At 36.2% G+C, this 22,338-nt stretch carries 20 protein-coding genes and 2 pseudogenes; 1 reads left to right on the top strand and 21 read right to left on the bottom strand.

Annotated elements, in window-relative coordinates; genetic code table 11:
- Window positions 1-8 precede the first annotated feature (8 nt).
- A complete protein-coding gene (locus EGX95_RS09235; RefSeq protein WP_000488699.1) occupies window positions 9-335 on the bottom strand; it encodes a hypothetical protein in 327 nt (108 codons plus the stop codon).
- Window positions 336-347: 12 nt separating this feature from the next.
- Window positions 348-740, bottom strand: a complete 393-nt coding sequence (locus EGX95_RS09230; RefSeq protein ID WP_000427397.1) for a hypothetical protein — start codon at window positions 738-740, stop codon at window positions 348-350.
- Window positions 741-1,044: 304 nt separating this feature from the next.
- On the opposite strand from EGX95_RS09230, the gene EGX95_RS09225 reads away from it, so the two are divergent.
- Window positions 1,045-1,251 (top strand): helix-turn-helix transcriptional regulator, encoded by a 207-nt coding sequence (locus EGX95_RS09225; protein WP_000340446.1) that lies wholly within the window; start codon window positions 1,045-1,047, stop codon window positions 1,249-1,251.
- Between the two features lie 42 nt (window positions 1,252-1,293).
- On the opposite strand, the gene EGX95_RS09220 is transcribed toward EGX95_RS09225, so the two are convergent.
- From EGX95_RS09220 to EGX95_RS09130, 19 genes and pseudogenes are all read right to left on the bottom strand, one after another.
- Window positions 1,294-2,049: an N-acetylmuramoyl-L-alanine amidase gene (locus tag EGX95_RS09220; protein ID WP_000403930.1), complete on the bottom strand. Its 756-nt coding sequence runs from the start codon at window positions 2,047-2,049 to the stop codon at window positions 1,294-1,296.
- Complete coding sequence (locus EGX95_RS09215; protein WP_000373897.1) at window positions 2,049-2,489, bottom strand: phage holin family protein; 441 nt, start codon at window positions 2,487-2,489, stop codon at window positions 2,049-2,051. The genes EGX95_RS09220 and EGX95_RS09215 overlap by 1 nt, the downstream gene beginning before the upstream one ends.
- A 15-nt stretch (window positions 2,490-2,504) precedes the next feature.
- Complete coding sequence (locus EGX95_RS09210) at window positions 2,505-3,464, bottom strand: tyrosine-type recombinase/integrase (RefSeq protein ID WP_000822826.1); 960 nt, start codon at window positions 3,462-3,464, stop codon at window positions 2,505-2,507.
- A gap of 236 nt (window positions 3,465-3,700) precedes the next feature.
- Window positions 3,701-4,842, bottom strand: a pseudogene (locus EGX95_RS09205) (IS110 family transposase).
- 441 nt (window positions 4,843-5,283) lie between these two features.
- On the bottom strand, window positions 5,284-5,733 hold the full coding sequence (locus EGX95_RS09200; RefSeq protein WP_001051330.1) for a hypothetical protein: 450 nt from the start codon (window positions 5,731-5,733) through the stop codon (window positions 5,284-5,286).
- A gap of 22 nt (window positions 5,734-5,755) precedes the next feature.
- The gene (locus EGX95_RS09195; protein ID WP_001260157.1) at window positions 5,756-9,769 is read right to left on the bottom strand and encodes a phage tail spike protein; all 4,014 of its coding nucleotides are present in this window, start codon (window positions 9,767-9,769) and stop codon (window positions 5,756-5,758) included.
- Window positions 9,766-11,247 (bottom strand): distal tail protein Dit, encoded by a 1,482-nt coding sequence (locus EGX95_RS09190; protein ID WP_033693877.1) that lies wholly within the window; start codon window positions 11,245-11,247, stop codon window positions 9,766-9,768. Before EGX95_RS09190 ends, EGX95_RS09195 begins: the two co-directional genes overlap by 4 nt.
- Before the next feature lie 36 nt (window positions 11,248-11,283).
- Window positions 11,284-16,299 (bottom strand): phage tail tape measure protein, encoded by a 5,016-nt coding sequence (locus EGX95_RS09185; protein WP_000896628.1) that lies wholly within the window; start codon window positions 16,297-16,299, stop codon window positions 11,284-11,286.
- 15 nt (window positions 16,300-16,314) lie between these two features.
- The gene (locus tag EGX95_RS09180) at window positions 16,315-16,455 is read right to left on the bottom strand and encodes a hypothetical protein (protein WP_000938712.1); all 141 of its coding nucleotides are present in this window, start codon (window positions 16,453-16,455) and stop codon (window positions 16,315-16,317) included.
- A 17-nt stretch (window positions 16,456-16,472) separates the two neighbouring features.
- Window positions 16,473-16,868, bottom strand: a complete 396-nt coding sequence (gene gpG / locus EGX95_RS09175; RefSeq protein WP_001157384.1) for a phage tail assembly chaperone G — start codon at window positions 16,866-16,868, stop codon at window positions 16,473-16,475.
- A gap of 60 nt (window positions 16,869-16,928) precedes the next feature.
- Complete coding sequence (locus EGX95_RS09170; RefSeq protein WP_000952020.1) at window positions 16,929-17,513, bottom strand: major tail protein; 585 nt, start codon at window positions 17,511-17,513, stop codon at window positions 16,929-16,931.
- Window positions 17,514-17,526: 13 nt separating this feature from the next.
- Entirely contained in the window at window positions 17,527-17,886 is a 360-nt protein-coding gene (locus EGX95_RS09165; protein ID WP_001211424.1) for a hypothetical protein, read from the bottom strand.
- Complete coding sequence (locus EGX95_RS09160; protein ID WP_000852722.1) at window positions 17,883-18,320, bottom strand: HK97-gp10 family putative phage morphogenesis protein; 438 nt, start codon at window positions 18,318-18,320, stop codon at window positions 17,883-17,885. Before EGX95_RS09160 ends, EGX95_RS09165 begins: the two co-directional genes overlap by 4 nt.
- Entirely contained in the window at window positions 18,308-18,655 is a 348-nt protein-coding gene (locus EGX95_RS09155) for a phage head closure protein (protein WP_033679186.1), read from the bottom strand. The genes EGX95_RS09160 and EGX95_RS09155 overlap by 13 nt, the downstream gene beginning before the upstream one ends.
- Window positions 18,642-18,917: a head-tail connector protein gene (locus EGX95_RS09150; protein WP_000891187.1), complete on the bottom strand. Its 276-nt coding sequence runs from the start codon at window positions 18,915-18,917 to the stop codon at window positions 18,642-18,644. Before EGX95_RS09150 ends, EGX95_RS09155 begins: the two co-directional genes overlap by 14 nt.
- 8 nt (window positions 18,918-18,925) lie before the next feature.
- Window positions 18,926-19,177: pseudogene (locus EGX95_RS09145) on the bottom strand (fibronectin type III domain-containing protein); the annotation flags it as partial.
- A 25-nt stretch (window positions 19,178-19,202) separates the two neighbouring features.
- The gene (locus tag EGX95_RS09140; protein ID WP_000782636.1) at window positions 19,203-20,390 is read right to left on the bottom strand and encodes a phage major capsid protein; all 1,188 of its coding nucleotides are present in this window, start codon (window positions 20,388-20,390) and stop codon (window positions 19,203-19,205) included.
- Window positions 20,387-21,142, bottom strand: coding sequence for a head maturation protease, ClpP-related (locus EGX95_RS09135; protein ID WP_001107317.1), 756 nt, complete (start codon window positions 21,140-21,142; stop codon window positions 20,387-20,389). The genes EGX95_RS09140 and EGX95_RS09135 overlap by 4 nt, the downstream gene beginning before the upstream one ends.
- Window positions 21,120-22,334, bottom strand: coding sequence for a phage portal protein (locus EGX95_RS09130; RefSeq protein ID WP_000767176.1), 1,215 nt, complete (start codon window positions 22,332-22,334; stop codon window positions 21,120-21,122). Before EGX95_RS09130 ends, EGX95_RS09135 begins: the two co-directional genes overlap by 23 nt.
- Between the last annotated feature and the right edge of the window lie 4 nt (window positions 22,335-22,338).

Below are 22,338 nucleotides of genomic sequence, written 5' to 3'. Positions count from 1 at the left end.
CCCTCCCTTTAAAACATCCTTACAACTCGAATGAACACATATACAATAAAACCAATGCTACCTATCCGAAGTCCGTGATACAGTCCATCTGATACTAATTTACCTGCTGTAATCCGGTCATTTTGAACCAGATATCTTTCCAATAAAACAGCTCCAATCGTTAGTCCGCCAAGTATGCCAAGTGCTACATAAGTGTGTACAAGGGGTTGTGCCATATGGAAAAACGCTATTGGACTGATTGGCTCAATGCTTAATAATTTTGTTTGCTTCTGCTGCTTTTTAAATGATCCGTTCATAAAATCACGAAACGGTATGATTTCCTTTTTCCTAAACATAAGACCACTCCTTCACACGAACATTTTAAACATCAAACATACACACTCTAAAACCATCTGAGACGTGCGCTTTAATAGGTCAATTGCATCGAATGGAACATTCGTAATGAATACCGCTAACTCATCCGGTAACTTCCTTATTTCGGCTGCTGTGGTGTCTAAGGGTTTGGTTACATACCAACTCATCCACCTATATAAAAAATCCGTTGTTTCCGATGTACTCATTGCATTTTGATTTAGTGCATCCCATTGACAAACTATCTCATTAGCAGAACTTCCACACCATTCATTTATTTCTTGCATGTTTCTAAACTTAGGCTTCGGAATTTGATTCCACCCCTTTGTTAGATCTTGATTTAAATAAAACTTTATTTTATTTCCGATAACCTCGTATCCATTTTCCATTTCCCTCTCTCCTTTATAAACAAAATTAGAAAACCCGCTATTATTATGTTGCAGGAATCAAAACCGTGGTAATCGAACCTTGATAGGTACATCGGTAATTACTTTGGTAGACTCTATTTGCTTACCATGGTTTCTACTTTTGTAGCGAATTTCTATTTTATTGTGGCTACGCCTGTTCCCTTACCTTTGTAGCTGCTTTGGTATAGGTATATGTCACAACCTATTCAAACTTGTTTGTCCTACAATAAAAAAATCAAAAGTTTTTTCAAAAATTTGATTGAGCGCTTTAAAGGGGAGGAGTTTTATGGATTGTAAATTGAAAGTAATTTTAGCCGATAAAATGATTAAACAATCTGCATTAGCTAAGCGAGCCAACATAACAGATCAAACATTAAGTATGATTGTTAGAGGGAAAAGTGAGCCGACACTTCGAGTTGCTATGCGTATTGCAAAAGCACTTAACATGCGTGTAGAAGATATTTGGATCGAAGAAGAAAATGAAGACAAATAAAAAAAGCCGTCCAACAGGACGGCTCTTATTTTGTTAATCAAACTATTCTTTTGTATAGAAGTATTTAAGTCCTTTAGCATCTAACCACGCTGTAGCCTTGTCCAGCTCGTTACCTTGGCGATATGCTGTTTCAAATCTAACTAATCCTTGTTTATCTCCATATGAGATAATACGAGATTCATAACCTAGGGCATCCATCATTCCTAACATCTCAGGTACTAACGCTGTCCCAAATTCATACGTAACAACTTTATTAAATTTATTCACTATAATCTCCACCTTTCCTGTCTCTTGTGTTTTATTTGAATTTTTAATACTAGATGCTCTATTTGCACATTGATTTTTAAACCACTGAACACGTCCTTCATCTAACATTCGATGTGGACAGTACTTCCCATTTCTCTCTTGATGAGTCTTAACTTTACTAATCGGTATATCAAATTGAATCATTAATTGAGCAATCACTTCAACTGCATTCAATTCAGCTTTGCGATATCTTGCTCCGCCTGATTGTGAATAACAAATTTCAACCCCAATACTATGACGATTCCCTCTTCCATTAGTACCATCTCCAGCGTGCCATGCGTTTCTGTTAAAAGGAATTAACTGAATAGCTTCCTTATCATCCACAGCGATATGAAATGATGTTCCGGTGCTATTGTTAGCGACATTATTACGCTCATTTATAGCCGGTGCGTCATTGTACGTGTTATGAAATGTGATTTCTGTTGGATTCATTTCATACGGGCATAAGACGGAGTAACGACTTACAGGTACTAACATTTGTTTAATTTCCATTACTTTACATCTCCTTTTCTATTAGTATATTCAGAGCTTGTCTTATTGTTCTTACCACCTAAAATTTCAACTGCATTTGTTAATGCTGAAGGTAAGGGAATTCCCATACGACCAGCGTTTTCTAAAAGTGAAAGTAACTCATTACCCATGAAGAAGAAGATTGTAGCTTCACGAATTGCATTGTTACTTCCAAGTACTGTATCGAGCTGGGCGGCCGCGCCAACCAAAATAAAAAGCACCACCTTTTTGGCGATGCCTTTAAAACCAACTTTGCTTTTTAACTCTCCGTTATAACCTGCTGCAATCATGCCAGTTAAATAATCAATAACTGCCATCGTCACTAAGACTTTCAATGTTGCATCCCAGCCTCCCAAGAAATACCCACAGAAGCCACCAAACGTAGCTATAAATGTTTTCAATAATACATCAATACGATCCATCTTTTCCTCTCCTTTTTAAGCTGCAAAACAACTTGGGTCCATTCCAAATATCTCTGCAATATCTTCCTCACTTCTATCTTTTAAGTAAGATTCAGTTGTGGAAATATCAGAATGGTTAGCGAGTGATTTTAGTTTTTCAAGTGGTACTCCTTGTACTTTCAAATTATCTAATCTGCTATGGCGGAAACAGTGAGGATTCATTTTAAAATCCTTCCCCTCCTTTTCGTTCAGCATCTTAGCAAATATGCCACACCAATAATTAAATACACTCTTGTTCAATCTTCTTCTCTCACCATTCTTATAAACACGCACAAACAAATCTGGAATAGTATCCTTACCTCGCTGTTTTATATATAAACGAATGCATTTCTGCACCCGGTGATTGTAATATAATCTAAACTTCTTACCGCGTTTTCCTCGTACCACATTTGTATAATATTGTTCTGTTAACCCTTCTTTTTGAACCTGGTAAACCTCATTCTTTCTAGCTGCACTGTAATAAGAAAGCGCTAAATACGTCGCTAACATATATTTTTCTTGTTCAAGTAGTTCATCGATTAACCAATTAATCTGGTCCTCAGTAATAAATGTAATTTCTCTAATTGGATTCTTAGGTAAACCTCGTACCCTTGAACCTACATTGAATTCATAATTATAGTCATCATCATCTGCGCAAAATTCAAGTGCTGAACGTAAAGCACTCATCAATCCATTTACACGTGCATTAGACATTCCCATTTCTTGAAAAACAATAGATAAATTTCGAATGTCTTTACGTGTTAAATCAATAAGATTTTTATTTTCGAAGTGTTCATGTATTAGAAACAAAATAATTCGTAAATCCCAACCATATTGCTTTAAAGTGCTTGCCGCTTTCCCTTGTGCTTTCTTTTCGATTAGAAAATCTTTAACTAGGTTTTTGTTTACTTGGCTAACATGCTTTTCATAAATTGCTTGGTCTACTATTCGTTTCACACTGATCATCTCCTCAAAAATAAAAAGAAAAGCGAAGTCGCTCCTCTTGATCTATGAATTGAAATTAATCAAAGCCATATTTTGTGTAAAATAAAAAACCTACTAATTATTTTCAAGATAAAAATTAATAAAAAATATATTTTTTTCACATGGATATCACCCCAACGCAAATAACCGTACGCAAGTACGGCTTTTTTACATTTTTATTTTTCAAGACACCAAGGTGCACGATTTATCTATAGTTGATAAACCTCCATTACCCGCGCGTAATATATACGCAGAAACTTATTCATTCCTGCAACCTTAGCTTTTTTTGAAGCTTTTCCTTCTAGTTCCTTTCGCAAAACATATTGATATACAGCGCTATCTCTAGTAGGTTTTACCGTCTTTAAACTTTGGACAATTTCATAGAGAACCTTCCTCAAATATTTTGATCCTCTTTTCGTTATCTTTCGTTCCCTTGCTTCAAATTGGCCAGATTGATAGGGAGATACATCAATTCCTGCATATGCTACTAATGCTTTTGATGAACGAAAACGTCTAATATCTCCTATTTCTGCTAGGAGTCTCGGACCTGTGCGATCTCCCACACCAGACATTTCTCTTACTACACCATATTCAGGAATAGACTCTGCTATTGTTTTCATCTGTGTTAAAATAGATGTGGTTATTTCGATTTGCTCTCGAAGTGACTTAATTAGCAGTCTCATCATCATTTCTGCACATTCTGATGAAGGGACTGTTTGTACACCTTTTAGGGTTAATTCATATATTTGTACGGCTTTTTTCTCTGCTATCCTATGTCCCTTTTTAGTAGCCCATTTTACAAATAGATTACTAAACCTCTTTTGCCCCAACCTTGAGACATGATCTATGGTTGGATACTTCTCTAATACATCTAATAAAGTTCCTTCCATGTTGTTATGATAAATCTTTTTTATACCTGGAAAGCATTTATCTATCAACTGAGTTAACTGATTTTTTATTTTCACTTTGATCGCCATACTTTTATGGTATTCCCTCGCATAAAATCGAAGTTCTTGGTATTTTAACCCTTCCTCTTTATGCTCTCTAAGTTGATAATGATTGCCTAATAAGTATTCTGCCAGTTTGATCGCGTCTTGTTTATCTGTCTTTACTTGACGAAGCTTCGCATCGTTATATTTTTTATAACTAATGCATTTACGACATATACTTTAAATCCACTTTCGCATAAAAGCTGTAATACAGGCTCATGGTAATAACCAGTAGCTTCCATGATCACCCTTACTTCTTCATCTTCTTGATAAAAAGTTAAAAGTTCAATGAATGCACTTATCTCACTCATTGTATGATTCAACGTAACAACTTTTCTTAGTAATTTTCTTTCTTCATTCATTATGGCTACTACACTTTTTTCTTTTGCTACATCTATTCCTACTGAAATCACCTTTCCCCGCTCCCCTATCTTTTTTTGACTGATAGCCCTTCACTACACCATCTATTCATTTTCGCCTGTTACTCGAGTGTTTGAACTCCACCTACTTAATCGAATTCTTGATAGTGAGTGATAGTTGACAGTTTTTTATTCCGAATGTTTCAATTCTAAGACCAGCCCGTCAACCAGTCGCTCTCATCATATATGAAAAAAGTATGACAAGCTATTCTTCGAATAACTCCTCATACTTATATAGTACGAAAGACCAGCTTATGGCTGCTCTGGTTTCTTATTTATTAATTGTTGTAATAACTCTTCTAAAGCTGTAATTCGCTTTTCTTACTGAGTCGTTTTTTATTTATCGTTCATTTATCTTTTGTTTTAGTATGCCAGTTCGTTATATTAGTTGACCACTTCCGTTACATCTTTCAAAACAATTACATAGGTTGCTCTTTGTAATACTTTATGTTTCGTTTCTAAGCCACCAAAAGCTTTTTCTATACACTTCCACTTCATTTCCTTACCGTCGAACACATCATATCCGGATAACATTTGAAATGCATAATTTACTACATCGCTCCCGAAATCCGGTGGCATTTTAAACCATCCTTTTACATTTGAATGTGTAGTATGTGGAATCGCTTGTTTTCCTAGTGTAGTTAACTCGGTTATTAAATCTTCCGGAAGTTTAAACAATGTAAGTTCAGAAACCATTAATGATTCATCATAATTTAATTGTTCTCGAACTCTATCAGCATTGATATTGATAATCATATGATTCTCCTCTAGTAAGATATCAGAACCATGATCGATTGTTAATTCATCAAATATCGGTTTAAAAAATTTAGCCATAATAATTCACTCTCTTTTCGTTTTATTTGTTTAATAATTGTTGCACTAATACCTTTAATTCATCAATTTCAGCTTTCATTGAAACTTTCTCAAGTTTTTCAGCTTCAAGTTGTTCTTTAAGAGTGTCAACTTCCTGCTTCAACATACCGTGGTCAAATTGAATATTTTTAACTTTAAAGTCAACTTCTTGTATTGCTTGAATAGAAATTGCAACCGAGCTATAAAGTTTTATAGCGTCTTTCTGTGGTGTGGTGAATACATCGTCAGAGTCCTCCGCAATCATACCGTAATTAATTGGAAGTGTAATAGACTCCCCTGACTCGAAGCGTTCAACATCTCTTATAAAGTGATACTGTTTGATGTTTACAGAGTTGATTTTATCTAAAGCAGAGAACGGAAGGTCTTCTATGTCCGTTTTAAGCGTACGAGAAGAATTGGGGATAAATTCTTGCGCCCACATACGCCCTGTAGCAGATATATTTTCTTTAGCTCGCAGCGTTCTTAATTCTATATCTTTCCACCCTTGCCCCATCATATCTTTAATCTGCAAGCCATTGTTATAACCTTGTACAAAACTTGATCTTATCATTGCATTACCCATGATTAAATCATGATCGATGGCGCCGTTTATGAAATGTATTTTATAGTCACTGCCTTTTCTTTTGAAAGTAAACTGCCCCGAGTTATTTGTAAAAATATGTGGTTCAGTTGTAGTTACAGAGAAGTAACCATATCCTGGAGCCCATCCTTCAGATTCAAAAATAATATCATTCAAGTTTTTAAAACGAAATTGTCCATCTGAATATACGCTCAGATGTCCACCGTCATTCTGCATTTGAATATAATTTGACCAAATATTATTCCCCTCAGCATTTTCCCCTTTAGATATTCCAAGTTTTGCCCATGCTTTAGAAGGTTGCTCAACACCTTCTATTCGGGGTATCGCTTGATACATATAGAATGACCCTGTACCTCTATATTTAGTATTGTCAGAACCCAGAACGATGGACGGTTGAATACTTCCATCTGTCGTCTCCATAAATCCCATATAACCGCGAGGTTTGTTTGCATCAAAAATCTTAAAGTTTTGCTGGTTTATTTCAACAAATCTACTTCCAGTAGTTCTAAGTGTTACTCCTTCTAAAACTTGCCCTTTGATATGGTCTGCTGTAATAAAACCTCTTAAGTTAATCCTGTTTGCATTCAAAGTAATGTTTTCTTTACTCATATTGAATGCTGCAATTACATCATTTTCTTTTACAGATATACTAACGCCCTTTTCAGTTAACTGAAGACGAGTTTCCATATCTCTTACATAAGAATCTTTTGCGAATTGTCCATTTGCTTGCTCTATTGTGTATACTTCTTTCTTTTTTGCTGCGGCATTGATACCCTCTTCATTGATAGTGAAACGGTTATCAATCATAGTCATCTTTTGGTTAAATTGTTCAGTTGCAAGCTTGTTAGCTAATTCATTTAATAAATCTTGTTTATTCTGATTAACCGTTTGCTTCAGCTCTGGAATCTTAAACCCAGCGACATAATCTTCTACTTGTTTAAGCTCAACTTTACCTTCAAGTGCTTTTGCAGTATTTTCCCATCCAGATTTTGCCTCTTGTAATTGTCTTCCTTGTTCTGTTTGCGTATTTTGTATTAAAGAGACATTTTGTTTAATGGTAGTTGCATCTTTTTCTACAGTAGCAACACGCTTATCAAATCCACTTTGATTGTTTTCCACTTTTGTAATTGTTTCTTTAATTCCATCCACGCTTTTTACAATTTCAGTTGTTTTCTGAGTGAACTCATCCGTTGTTACCTGTTCTTCAGGCGGCGCTGTCCAATCTTGCGGCTTATTCCCTTTATACAAGGCCACCCATTCCACAATAGATTTCGTAGTGCTACTCGGATAGTTATATAAGCTTAATTTTCGTTCATTCCCACTTGTAGCTGCAACTGCTTTGAAGGTTACATAAGTTATTCCATTCGCGTAAACACTTGTTGCATATCCAACATTGCTAGACCCACCATTCTGCCAAATTCCAAATTTCTGTCCTTGTGGGACACTCCCTTTAATTACAAAGGTATACTCTTCACCCGCAAAGAAATTTTCAGTTAGAGTATATTGATTGATTAGATAGTCTGTTTTTTCATATTTAACATTTGATTTTAATAAAATGTTACGTCCACCAGCTTTATCGCTATTAACCTTTGTTTCTACACTCGTCAACTTCTCACTGATTTTCCCAGCTTTTTCTTCTATTTCAGTAGTTGTTTTCTTTAGTTCACTTGTTGTTTGCTGTACATCAGATATCGTCTTTTTTGTGCCTTCTACGGTTTGCTCTACTGTATTTAATTTACTGCTTATTTCAGTATCTTTTTTCGTTAACGTTTCGATAGAAGTTTTAAATCCATTAGAATCCTGTTCAAACTGAGTTACTTTCTTGTCAATTTCACCCTGTTTATTTTCGATATTAGAAATTGTACGACCGACACCTTGTAAACCTTCCTGTACTTCATTGAATTGTCCTGTAGCTTGATTCTGTGCTTCTTGAACCTTTTGGTTTAACTCTATTTTTGTGGACTCAATATCTTTATTAACCTGATCTAATGTTTCTTTTTTTACAGATTCAACATCGGGTACAACCGATTCCCACGCTGTACCTGTCCATATTTTTAAAATGCCGGGCTTTCCATTACTAATATCACGCCAAAGTGTTTTAAAAGGTTTCAGTCCTGTTGTTGGCGGATTCTTGGATTCTATAATTTCAACGGTATTATTTTTAATATTCTCTTGCACTTTTTCAGCAAGTGCTTTCGCTGCTTCCGATTCTTTCTGTGCATTACTAGCTGTTTCATTAGCTTCTTTCACTAATTTGTCTAGCTGATCTATCATTTCTTGTTTATTGCCTAGTGAACTAAGAATACGATTGTAAATCTTTCTTAATTCTTCATTTTGATTAACAATCTCACGATAGTCACCAAACATGTATTTATCTTGTGTAGGATCGGTAAAAGATTCATCTCCAGCTATTACTCGCGCTTCAAGATATAATGCTGGTGTAAACCCTGTATCTTTAATTCGAATTATATCCCCTTCATCAATCAATTCATGAGCCAAACCAAACACCCTGCCAAGTGATCGCGCTTCAACTTCATAAGAAACAAATGTATTTACACGCTTTTCTAGTTCCAATTTCATAAGCGTCATAAGCCGTTGTGGAGTCATGTCTTCCTGATCTGTTTCAGGTGTATAGAAACCAAATTTATGTAGCCCATGTTCATTCCACCTTTGAAACGCATCTGCATCTACGATATACGGTAGACCTTTATTAATGCTTTCGATAGTGATTACTTTGTCTCCCTCACCCTTAACAAATCCAATTAAAGCTGTACAAATCTCTCGTGAATGTTCGATACGCCTTACGCCAACCAAATCTTTACCTAATTCTATTTCTTTTCCTGTTTCACGCCCACGTTTTTGGATCATATCTACATACCAACCAATAATTCGTGATCCTTTAACCTCAACACGATATTGGATTTCTAATTTAAACAACGATGAAATTTTCTTTAAGAAAGTAAGAGGATCAATAAACTCATCGATTGTCATTGTATGGAACCCTGCATATTCAGTAATACCACGTTTCCATTTCATCCCTACGAGTGCCAAGTCTATAAATTCGTTAACAGTTTTGCTCTCTATACGTTGCGGACTGATAAAACCCTCTTTTGCTATTTGGACCCAAGCTCCAGAAGCATGAACTGTAACAGAACCATCATTAGAATCTCTTTCAACCTCATTATTAATTACATATGGCACAATGCGTCCATCACGCACTTCTTTTAAAATCAAATTTTGCTGTTGTAATGTAATTGCTTCAGGTGTGCCATCAAAAACTTTAAATTCTAACATATCTACATTGTTTTTAAGTTCCCATTGACGTCTATCATCCCAATAATCTTTTGGTTGAATAGCGGATATAATTTGATCTGTTTTAAAGTCAACAACATGAAGAATTCCGCTTGGTGTTCTCATCTGTATCTCTCCCTGTAACTGACTGTTGCATTTACATCTGGTGGCATAATATCAATACGATTATCTCCACGAATGATCTTAGGAAACTCACTAAATATATCTTTAATATTGATAGCATCTTTTCCGTTAATTGTGACAAGACTTCTTTCTGTATCGATAATTACTTTATCTCCTGCATCGAAAATATACGATTTCGTATTAGACGGGACTTTGTTTATCTTCCAAATCTTTAAATCATCAATTGACATCACTGAAACCGGATCATTTATATCCCATGCCATGATCGCGATCATGACTTGAGCTACTTTACGATTTGTCATTGGATTTCCGCTCTCGTCAATCCATCTTTCTGCTAATGAAGCATCGTCAATCTCCGTTCCGTCTTTAAAACGTGCCACATAAACAGACCACTGATTGCCTCGTCTAGCGACTCTAAGCCTTCCGTAAAATTGGTTAAATGTATTAGGATGTGCCCCATTCGTATCTACTAATTTTCGTATACTGTTAGGTGTTCCGGCATTCCCAATACGCATGTATGCTTTTGTGATTTCAGCATCCCAATATAAATCGTTCATATTGATACGTGCAACAATATTACTCGCTTCATCTAAAAGAAGCACTTCTACACGTCCCATTTCGACAATGCTTTTCGATTTCAAACGTACCCATGCTTCCATTTCAAAGTCTTGTAATGGTCCTGACGGAATATTCTTTTTAGCCATAGCTCCGTGGAAGCCTTTTTCCTTTCCATAATCCTCACAATATAAAGCATAACCATCTCGTGCTTTAAAAGAGCCTGTCCCCTTCATATCGTCAAATTGACCTGTAACAGGTGTCCACCCTATCGGAGTAGCCATTTCATCCCACATGACTCTTTCCCGCTCTTGTACTGTTGTTTCTTCCACAGTAAGAGGGTAGCCAATTCTAAAATAATTACGATCATGCGGATACTCTCCAAACCATATATCTAAAAAGGTACTTGGTTTTTTTACAGTCATTTCAATTAATGCTGGAGCTTCTACGCTTCCTTTATTCGTGAAATAAGAAGTTGTTTCTGTAGACCACTCTTGAGTAAACTTGTGAGTATTTGTTTTGCCTAATTTATATGGCATTGGACAAATGAATTTTAAATTTCCTTGTCCAATTTCTACAAACTCATCAGCATCGAACTCTTCATCTACAACAGCTAAATAAGTTCTGTCAGGTTCTGTATCGAAAATAAGTTCTTTTGGTTGATCTGTAATTAACCAACTCGCTATATCTTCACTAAGTATTTTCATATCAACTCCAGATGGAGCAATAATACCAACAGGAACAGAAAACACACGCATTTCAGTCTGTGTATTTAATAATCTTGCTCCTGGATAACTCGGAACACTTAGGAAATTCCTTCTTAACGGTGCCCATATTGGTCTTTTCCATCCTCTTTCGATGTGAATATAACTCTTCCGTTCCCCATTAAATGAAAAAGAACTCATCATATCACTCCTTTTGTCAAAAAAAGAAACCCAAATCTAAAAGACTGAGTTTCTTTCTTGTGCTCTATTTTGATATTCAGTTATATATTGATGACTTACTCTTGCTATCTCCCGTCCTTCCAATACAACTGGAATCTCAATATATACAGGTTTTTGTTTTGTATATGGTTGTTTGTCTGGATTATCATTGTCAGGTCTATATTGAACAACATTAGGGTTGTCTGATAACACCTCTCTCCATCTAGAAAGGTTCCCAACATCATAAACAGAAAGCCCTTCAAACCTTTCCATTTGACGACCAATTTCTCTGACCATATCACGCATACTTTCAGGAATATGTGTAATCCAATCGTTTTGCCAATCTCCATCTACAAAAATAGCATTAAAATATTTAGTTAACGGATCATCTCCCTGAAAACTAAATATTTCTTCGGGTTTTAAAGAACGTATACTATTAACAGCTCCTGATACTGTATTTTGTAATGCATCCCTTACAACGGAATATTGTGTTTTAATTCCTTCTGCAATTCCATTTGCCATTTGAACCCCTGTAAATTGCATCTTGTTCGAAGTACTACCTAATGCTAACTCGTTCACTAAAGCTTTATTTGCCTTTGAGCCAAGTGTACGACTCTCTCGTTCAGCCATATAAGATCCCTTTTGAATACCTAGAGCAAACCCTTCACTAAAAGGTTTACCCCCTTGATCCCTAGTTAACTTTGACGGAGAGTTTACATTAAGTGTAGCTTTCAATGCTTCAAACGCACCTCGTGCTAAACTAGCGGCTACAGTTTGTACATTCCATTGACCATTGGAAATACCTTTAGCAAATCCACTTGAGAATGCTTCACCAGGACTCACCGAACTAACACTTTTCAGACCGGAATTTCCACTTTCCGCTACATTAGAACCACTTGATCTCGCTTGTCCTTTTGTACTTTCCATCCCTTGAGCAAACTGACTACCACCTTTTTGCCCTTGTGGAGTACCGTTGATTGTATTAAAACCAGCATGAGCCGACGTAACAGCCTCCAGAGCACTTCCTCTAATGTAGCCTTTTTGATTAACAATACCACTTCCAACACCTTGTCCACCTTGATTACCTGCTGGGTTTCCATTAATAGTGCTAAAAGCGTTATGAGCACTAGCAACTACTTGCAATGCGCTCCCTTTAATATAGCCATCTTGGCTTATTATCCCTTGCCCTAGTTCGCTACCACTCTTACTTCCGCCACCGCCATCAGTGGTACTACCCATAATTCCTTCCACAGCTTGTTTTTTTCCTGTCGCTGCATTCTCTGGAGCCATATTACCAGAAATTCCATTAGCCTGTGTTTGACTTATATCAAATCCGACCTGAGTTAGATCTAACTTAGCTCCATTTTCAACTAACAGTGCAATCGCCTTTGCTGCTAGCTCAGCATTAATAGAGCCATTTTGCATCCCTTGCACAAGCGTCTGCACATTAAATTGACCAGCTTCTCCAAGATCAACTTGAACATTACTTTTAATATCTAACCCCATAGTTTGTGCTACTTGTGGTAAAGATAAAGCTCCAATTTGCATCCCGTTAATTAAAGTTTGAATATTATTCTGACCTTCTTGAGTGGCATCTACTTTCACGCCATTTTTTACTTGCTGTTGGAAAAACTGAAATACAGTATCAAAAGATAAAGTACCTGTTTGAAGTCCTGTAATCCATGAATCCATTGTCATTTTCCCATAGATTCCTAAATCAATTGTGGTATTACCCTGCATATTTTTACTTAGGAATTCTCTCACTTCACCAGTATCTTTGGTTTTAATACCATCAATCCATTTTTGCATGGATTCAATACCACTTTGTGATAGGTCCACTTTATAAACTTCTTTCAGTTTATTAGCATTTGCTGTTGCTACAGCTGAAGAATCTAATTCTCCCTTTTGAAGCTTCTGTAAGAATGTATCAATTGTAAATTGCCCAGCGGGTCCTAAATCAATTTTCATTTTCCCATCAATTTCTTTTGCCATTGATTCAGCTAACAATCTAGATGACTCTGTACCCTTTTTTAATTCAGAAAGATACATTCCTATGCTTTCAATTTTAGATTTACCATATTGCAACTCATACTGAAGTAATTTATCTTGATAATCTTTTTCTGCCTTTTCTTGATCACTTCTAAATCTTTGCTCTAAATCAGCTGCTTTTTCTCGAAATCCATATGCAGCTTTAAAGCGTGCGCCCCAGCCTTTATCTTCTGCTTCAATCCTTTTGGCTTGTGACGCTAAAATCTCAGCATCTTCTTCCTTCATATGTTGTTGCAATACTTTAAATCCATCATTTCTAATAGATTGTAAATCATTCACATGCTTAGATTCATAAAGTGCAATAGCATCTAAAGTTGCTTTTCTTTCTTCCGGCTTAATTTCACCTAATTTAAACGCTTTTTCTACATTTTCACGCCAACCTTTAGTTTGCTTCTCTAAAGATTTAACACCGTCCTCATATACTTTTATGATGCTTTCAAACCGTTTTTTTCCAGCATCTAAAGATAACATTCCGCCAGCTTCAATCTCTTTCGAAATCGATGTGATTTCTTTTGCTTTTGTATAGAATTGTTGAACGTTTTTGTCAGCGACCTGTAATGCTTGTTCGAATTTTTGAGCGAAATCTTTTGGCATTTTCATGGTATCTCCTTGATACCTTTTAATACCCTCTTCCAAAATCTTTTCTGCTTGTGTAGCAACTTCAATCTCTTTATTAATGGATTCAATGACATTATTCTTAACTTGTTCTAAGGTTTGTTTGGCACTCTCAGGGACAGCTCCCATTAACTGACTAAACATCTTATTAAATTCACTTTTCTTTCCCTCTAACTCTTTAATGACTTCATTTGTCATTCTTTGAAAAGCTTTAATGGTTTCGTCAGCTGCTTTATTCGCCTCTTCACCTGTTTTAAGCTTTAAATCCATCATGTTATTGATAGCCTTATCTTTTAAATCCACATAGGCACCAGCTGCTTTACTCGTTGCGTCACTTACTCTTTGTCCAAACTTATCCATATCATTTTGTGCCTGTTTGGATTTTTCGTTCAGATCAACAATTGCTATACCTAGCGCTCCTACAGCAAGAACAGCTCCCGTAATTGCTAAAGCGACTGGATTTGCTAATAAAGCACCGATACCCATCGCTAAAAATCCTACAGCTGTTGTTACTCCTGCTATCCCAAAAGCTAATAACGAGCTTTTAGCAATCATTTGTTGTGTAGATTCATCTAAATTATTAAACCAATCCACTACACCTTGAACACCCTCTACAACGTCAACTAATATCGGTAACAAAGCATCTCCAAAGGACTTTTTAAGAGTGTCTACAGCACCGCTTAGCTGTTCAATTTTACCTTTAGTTGTATTCATCTTCGTCTCAGCAACTTCTAATGCTGTGACTTTCGACATTTCTCCATACATCTTATTAACGCCTTCTGCGCCCTCTTTATAAAGGATTGTTGCACCACGTACTGCATCAGAACCAAATAATGTTTCTAATGCCATACTTCTTTGTTGATCCGTTAAATCTTTCATAGATTCGTTTAATAATCCAGAAATTTTATCCAATCCTTGAATATGTCCTTGCTGATCATAGAATTTTGAAGATAAAAAAGCAGAACTGGTTGCTAATTCGCGGAATGTTGTATCACATTTATCATTCCATTTCGTAACGCCTTCTGTTTTCATTACATATTTTTCTAAAGCTACTTCTATATCCCCTACATTTCTGGAAGCTGGTTGAATACCGTTTTTAACCAAGAAATCAAAACCAGCTTGTGCATTGTACGTAATAAGACCCAAATCACGCATTTTGTTGTATGCTTCTTTTGTAGATGGGTTTAAGCGCATTAGCATGGTTTTTAAAGATGTACCTGCATCGGAACCCTTTAATCCGTTTTGCGCAAATACTGCCAAAGCTGTAGCTGTATCTTTGAATGTCAAACCAGCTCCTGCTGCTACTGCTGATGATGCCGATAAACCATATTTAAGCTCTCTTACATCAGTAGCTGATGCGTTTGCTGCTCCCGACAAAATATTGGCTGCATCTGCTACTGAAAGATGATCAGCTTTAAACGCATTTAAAGCTGTCGATGCAATTTCAGCTGCTTCTCCTAATTCTAGTTCTCCAGCTGTCGCTAAGTTTAAGGCACCTTCCAAACCACCATTAATAATCTCAGTGAGGCTTACCCCCGCTTTAATTAATTCCTCTATTCCTTGTCCTGCTTCCACAGAAGAGTATTTTGTTTTTTCCCCCATAGTGACTGCTAGGTCACCAATTTGTTTCATCTCTTCTCCAGTCGCACCAGAAACTGCTTGAATATCAGCCATTTTCTGTTCAAAGTTCATAGATTCTTTAACAGCCATCGCAAGCCCAGCACCAATAACGCCTGTCATGGCTGCAAAGGTAGTACCAACCTGTCCGCCTACATCTTGCATTTTATTCCCTGTATCACGCATCCGTTCTCCAGTACGGTGAAGGCGATTTTGTTGTTCAGCTAATTCACGATTTGTCTCTCTTATCTCATTTTGAATTCGTGCCTGAGCTGTTTCAGCACGATTCATAGCAATTGTATTGTTATCAATTTGTGTATTTAATCTTTGTAATGCCTGTCCATTCGCTGTATATTCAGCTTGCAATTGCTTTAATTCTTGTTTCAATTGTTTCGCTTCTTGCGAATTTTTCCCAAAGGTCTGAACTGCTTGATTATATTGTGTTTCAAGACGTTCCATTGATGCTGCCAATGTTAGATTTGAGGCTTGTAATTGCTCTTGTTTTTGTCTTGCTTGTTCAATTTTCTGGCGGTAATGTTCTACCTTTTGACCTTGTAATGTGAATTTTTCATTCAAATGAGTTAACTTGTTTTGTAACTGTTCAACAGAATTACCAAGCAATCTAGCTCTTTCACTTGTTAAATTGAACTCTGAATCTAGCAAACGTAAACCACGATTAATTCCTGCTACTCCATTTTCAAAACGTTGGGTATCAAGCGTAACTCGTGCGCCAATTTCCATATCTCCAGCCATTTATCTCACCTACCTTTACAACCAATCTGGTGCTTGATTTGCTGTTCGGACTACTTTTTTATCTTCTTGCTTTTTCTTATAAGCTAATGTTTTAAAGAAAAGCACTAAATCCATCTGATTAATATCTGCTTGGGATATTCCTGAATCTTGTAACATATTGTATATTCCTAACATCATTTCTGTTGGTTTGAACGGTTCTTTCTGTTCCTCTGTCTCTTTTTTTTTGCTGAATTTGTCTTTGAGTCAATAGCATTAATAACTGCCACAGCCTCAGCTATACGACCTACAATGGCTAAACAAATAGCATAAATAGTTGATGTTAAAAACCAAATGTGTACTCCCTCAAGAAATTCTTCCACCGTAAATCGATTTCCAAACACTTTGACAACAAAATGAGTAGCCTCTTTTAGCACATCAAAACGAACATTTTCAACATTTAATTTTTCTGTCCATTCAGCTGCTTCAAAACCATCCGTAGATGAAATATATGTTGGTAAGAAAAAAGTTTTTTTACCAGTGGGTAGATTTAAAACCAATTTAAATGATTCTGTCTTTTGATTTTCTTGCATGATTGAATCTCCCTTCATAAATAAAAGGCACAGCATTAAGCTGTACCTTTTTTTATAATTTTATTTGCTAAGTGACGGCGCTGTTTCTGTTGGTGGTGCTGGAACTGTTTTAAACCAGTTCGCTGCAACGGTTGCATCATATCCTGTTTCTTCTTCATCTAAACGATGTCTCCAATTTCCATCTGAACGTTGGATCGCTTTGCATTTAATTTTAGCTGATTGGAAAGTTGGTTTATCTTCAGCTGTCTTGTGCTCATCTTCAGGAATTTCAAATTTCGTTTTGTAGTAGCAATAAAAACGGTTTTTCCCATTGTCTTTTGGTAAACGATATAATAACGCTACATACGGAGCAACATCATTTACATTATCGATTACCTGACCTTTAATTAGTTTCTTTCCTAATAGTTCAGCGTAAGTAGATAATGAAATATCCGCTGTTTCTAATTCGATTTCTACACCACCAAAAGCACTTGCTGTTGCTAGTGGACCTCCTTCTGCATAGAACGTTACAGATTCATTTTTAGGTGAAGCTTTGCCACTTACTGCATCTCCAATTTTCTTAGGTGCTGCATACGTAAACTTACCATCTGGTGTTTCTGTCAAAATCGCATAATGTAAATCTCTAAAATCGACCGCAATTGCCATATTTGTTTTCCTCCTAAATTTTTAATTCTGTACGAAACCTCATACCATAATGATAGATTTTCGTATCTGGTTCATATAAATTTGCTGTTGTAATACGCTGAAATCCTATATTTTTCATACAGGTGTTTACCGCTTCTTTTAAATCCCCCTTCACGGGACTAAAGGACCAAATATCTACTTGAAATAAAATAATGCTGGTAGATTCCACACCCTCTGCGTATCTCCCAGCACCATTATCTAGCTCAGAATAAGTAATCCATGTTTTTCCGTTATCATCACCACGAACCATATTGTAGATATATTCTCCACCAATTTTCTCTACAATAAAAGAATTTGTAAGAGCACGTAACACATCTTTTTCTAAAAATCTCATACGATTTGCAATGCCGCTGCAAAGACATTTCGCATCTCATGAACTGCCTTTACTTCCGTGTGAGTTACTGTCTTTTCTATAAACCCTTTATGTGGTGGATGGGGCATTTTACTGGTTCCCCAATTTTGGAATTTCATATAAAAGTGTGGAGAATTATCATCTTTTTCCCACCCCACACTAATTGATTTGACTCCATTTCGAGTTTTTATTTTTCCGACAAGCACCTCATCCTTTGCATGTTTACCTGTTCTCCATGATTCTTTTGGTGAAGGTGGTTTCGGATGTGCACTTACTGGACTTTCTGCCTCTAAAGCATCCCTTACTACCCCAGCACCTTTCTTTAATGCTGAGTTTTCAATTGTTTTTACACTTCTTCCTAAAGCTTCAAAACGCTGAATTGCTTCTTGTATTCCAAAGGTCGTTACTTCTGCCATATAGATCGCTCCTCACACACCAAGCATGTTTCTTTATGTTGTTCATCAACATCTACAACAGCTTTTATTTCAAAGAGTCGATCATCATACAAGACTCGCATTTTCGAATCAATTCCCCTACGAAATCGCATAAAAAAATTCACTGTACGTACCGCATTCTCGGTATTTCCAGCGAATATTTCATAATTAAATCCCTTTCCAAATGGTGTTTTTGCTCTTGCCCAAACAGTGACAACATCTTTCCATTCAGATGGAATTGGATTCCCCTCTTCATCTTTTTTATTTGTAATTTCTTGTTGAATTGTTATTCGTTTATTTAATTTACTTGGATTCATGATTATCACCATTATTATAGTCCCTTAATTGCAATATAGTAGTTTCTAATGACTGTTTTAATGCAGGGACATTTAATGACTTATCTTGATTCTCGTAGTTTAATAAGACATGTGTAATTACTGCTATTTTGTAGAGTGCCTTTTCACTTTCAGGAACACCAGATCCTAATAAAGCTTCTTTTGCTCCATCAATTAGAAGCTGAATAACAGTATCCTCTTCATCCCCATCAATTTTTAATTTCCCTTTTATAAGCTCCAGCATACTATCACCTACGATCCTGAAGCATTTGTTTTTACTGATAATTCAGCACTTAAAGATGAAATTAACCCATTATTGGCTACAGCTTTTATTTGATAAGAATACGTTGTATCACCTGTCAAACCTGTATCTTTATATGTTGTTGTTACCGATGTTCCTACTTGTTTTCCGTTACGGATTATTTGATATTCTTTAATGCCCCCATCATAGACAACAGGAGACCAACTAATGTTGGCCGTTGTTACCGTAGTTGAATCAACTTTTAATCCTGTTGGTCCCTGGGGAGGATTAGGGTGTAGTCTGTACTTCTGCGATACGGAATGCTGATTTTAGCTTAATTTTATGATCAAACCAAGCTGTTAAAACAAACAGTTCAATACCTGTTTTCACATCTTTGTCACGATCATAAATCATCTTCGGATCGTAGTTGAAGTGCGAATATCGGAAGTCACCCACAACAGGATTTACTGCTGAATCACAGAACTTAACCGGTTTACCTAAAACCTGTTCTGGTTGAGCATTGTATAAAGTAGCGCTACCATTTGCAAGCATTTCAATTATATCTAGATAATCAGCGTAACGCATTTTAATAGTTGCATTTGCACGGAAATCCTCATGTAAATCTGCAATTGCTGACTTAATAGCTTTGTATAAATTAGCACCTTTAATAGTTTTAATACCAGCTTTATAGAATGACATGGATTCTTCTCCTGCTTTAGGAGTTGTTGTGAATGCTACTTTTTTCTCTTTTGCTGCTAAACCACTTTCTAGTGCTTGATCTACTGTTTGTACTAAGTTTGTATCAGTTGCTGCTAAAACAGTTTCTGAAATAGGGACAAAAATCTTGAATTTATTGCGCCCAAATATTACAACATCACCTTCAGCTTTTAATTCTTTCGCTGTTTCTGTATCAGCAATAAAATCGTCATCATCTAATGTAAATGTAACTTTGGGAATTTCAAGGTTAGTCACACTTGTAAATGTAGATACCTCTCTTAATGGATTTTTAACAAATGGCTCATGTAATAGTTCGTTCGTCATCGTACTTGGAAGAATCTTTTCTCCACCTGTGGAATTTTTATCACCAAGAGCCGCTCGCGCTTCTTGTGATAAGGTACCACCGCGAATTGTTGCCCGAACCAATTCTGCTTTCGCTGCAACTACCTTTTGTTTTGGATCTTCAATGGCTTGCAAACCAGTTTGACTTTGGAATTGTGCTTTTTGTTCAGCTTCCATCGTATCATGTTGTTCTTTAATTACATCGAAACGCATTTGTAGGTCTTTCTTAGATTGTTGTAACGCTTGAAGACTATCCATGGTTGCGGATGGATCAATTGCCTTCTGAGAAAGCTCATTCTCTACTTTTTGGAGCTGTTGACCAATAGTGGATAAATTTTGCTTTAATTCAAATAATGTATTTTTTGAAAAGTATTGAAAGTTACCAAGAGATAATCGAAATTTATTTTTCATTTTCATAAATGAATTCCTCCTAAAATTGTCTTTATATAGTCCGCATTAGCTTTCGCTTCTTCGGCAATTTTTTGTCTTTCTAACATTTCGTTGGATGGTATGTTAGCTTGTGCGTTTACTAATTGTTGTGGAACATTTTTGTATTCTTTCATCCATTTTTCATCTAGACATGCTGCCGCATTATTTGCTGAGATAATTTCATCACAAAGTCCATAATTCATTGCTTCCTCAGCTGATAACCATGTCTCTGCATCTAGTAATTGTTTTAATGTATCTTCATCTAACTTATCGCCAGCACGAGTTAAATAGTGTTGTACCATCGACTGGTTAATACGTTCAATGTCATCCGCTGCTTTACGTAACTGATTGGCATTTCCTGATGCGTATGTCCACGCATTATGAATCATCATCATTGAATTAGCATACATAATGATTTTGTCTGAAATCATTGGTAATACTGACGCGCACGAAGCGCCTATTCCATCAATATAAGAGATAACCTTTGCCTGATGTCTTTGTAACATTGCGATAATAGCCATCGTTTCAAAAACAGATCCACCTGGACTATTGATGTAAAGGTTAATCGTTTCAATATCATCACCTAATTCATCAAGTTCATTTTTGAACGTAATAGAAGATACTTCTCCATACTCTTCCCATGCATACTTTGTAATTTCTCCATAAATAAAAACATCGGCCGTTTTACCATTGGCAGATGCTTTCATTTGAAAAAACTTATTCTGTTTGTTCTTTGCCACCGTTTTTCACCCCCTTCCGTTGAGTTGGGTCCATATCAATCGGATATAAATCACCACTTACCCAAAGTTTTGAAGCATTACCACCCACAGGCGGTTCATCTTCTTTTTGACGAACATCATCTTGTGATAACCATCCACTCCTAATTGCAGCTTGATAATAAGCTGTTCTTGAAGCCGTATCACCTCTTAACAGCCCTCCAAGGTTAAATTTAAAGTAATGGCCTTCTTGCCGTTCTTTTTTATTAAGCAACTTACGGTTCATTTCTTGCTCATACTGGCGAACAATAGGAGTTAAAGTCATTTGAACAAACTGAATCATCAGCTGTTCATTACTGCTATAACTCTGTCCTTCCGTGTCATTTAAAAATGTAACCGGAACGTTAAAAACGTTAGCAACCCTTGAACGAGTAATCCGTTCTGATGCTAACGTATCTGAAGCGAAGTATTTCCGCTCCATTTCTTCTATATTCACACCTGGTTCCCTGAATAAAATACCACCATTCTCTTGATAGAATCGTCTAAAATCATCAATGATTTTTTGTCTCTTGTCATTATCTACCTGTGTTGCATAATCCAAAATAAAACTATCTTTCTTCTGCATTTCTGACAAACTAAATTCTTGTACTGCCTTATCATATTCAAGAGTATTTCTCAATACATCAATTGGACAAATACCTTTCCATCTTGAAATACCTGTGATGTGTTTAACATGAAACATGTTCATATTGTGGATATAATATGTACCTTCAATCCCACGTACCTCATACCACAAATTATTATCATCAGTGTTTAAAAAAGGCGTTACATAAGCGGATTCAATAGGGATTAATGATTCCACTTGAAATCGAATGTCACGGATAATAGCTGCATATCCATTTCCAGTCTCATTTCTTGAAACTTCAATTTTATTTATCCATTCAAATCCGGTCATGTTTGGATTCGGTTCATTAATCACAACATCAGACACTTGGTTAAAAACCGTGTCATAATCCTTGTAAAGCTTTAATGGCAAAGATGCTACTGTATTAGATAATCTGCTAATCACACTAAAAATCGTCTCATTTGTAGCTAACTTCGCATTATCAATACCCCAAAACTTCCTTCCAAACCATGAAGTGAAGTCATATCCAGCACCTTTCCATCCCAATGAAGCTCCTTTAATTGCCCCCTTAACACGATTAATCAGTTTCAATTTC

Source organism: Bacillus sp. FDAARGOS_527 (genome assembly GCF_003812125.1).
GTDB classification, from domain to species: domain Bacteria; phylum Bacillota; class Bacilli; order Bacillales; family Bacillaceae_G; genus Bacillus_A; species Bacillus_A paranthracis.
This window is presented reverse-complemented; position numbering and strand designations above follow the sequence as displayed.